At 45.5% G+C, this 604-nt stretch carries 2 protein-coding genes; both read right to left on the bottom strand.

Going from position 1 to position 604, the window contains the following annotated elements; translation table 11 throughout:
- On the bottom strand, positions 1–269 hold a 269-nt coding region (locus BG32_RS08270; RefSeq protein ID WP_147434896.1), incomplete at its 3' end, for a 23S rRNA (pseudouridine(1915)-N(3))-methyltransferase RlmH.
- A partial coding sequence (locus BG32_RS08265; RefSeq protein ID WP_147434895.1) for an amidohydrolase family protein occupies positions 266–604 on the bottom strand: 339 nt, incomplete at its 5' end. The genes BG32_RS08270 and BG32_RS08265, both read right to left, overlap by 4 nt.

Raw genomic sequence — 604 nt, 5'->3', positions numbered from 1 at the left:
TTTTCAAGCATTCGTGCAAACTCCTGCGAGGAGTACTGTTCCCCTTGGGCATCAAGAAGCAGAATCTTGTCCTGCGAATCTGCAGCTTTCAAGTATCTTCTGCCCTCTCTCTCCTTCACTTGCTCTCTTTCTCTGGCGGTCGTGCCACCAAGCGGGAAATATTCTAGATCAACTCTTCCAAAAGCACCAAGCCACTTTCTGTATTGTTCTATACCTTCAACAATGAAATTTGACTTTGGTTTTCCTGTACCAACAATCCTAATATTCATCTTACCCTTTTTCCGCTCTTTATTACTCCCCTTACAATGTTCCTGGAAAAGTTGTATGCTATTTCGCTGTAATCACCGGCCTTTATCAGAACAAGGTCGGCATCGAATCCTGCCTCGATCCTCCCTTTTCTATCCTCAAGGCACAAGGCTTTAGCGCCGTTCACAGTATACGCGATTATTGCCTCTTCTACAGACAAACCGCAACGGGAAACAGCTAGAAAGATTATGAAAAAGGGATCATAAATATTGCATGAACCTGGATTGAAGTCCGATGCCAGTGCAACTATGGCGCCACGGTCAACGAGCTCCCTCCCCTTTGCAAAGGCCTCGTTAAG

This window comes from Mesotoga sp. HF07.pep.5.2.highcov, from assembly GCF_003666285.1.
GTDB classification, from domain to species: Bacteria; Thermotogota; Thermotogae; order Petrotogales; family Kosmotogaceae; genus Mesotoga; species Mesotoga prima.
This window is presented reverse-complemented; position numbering and strand designations above follow the sequence as displayed.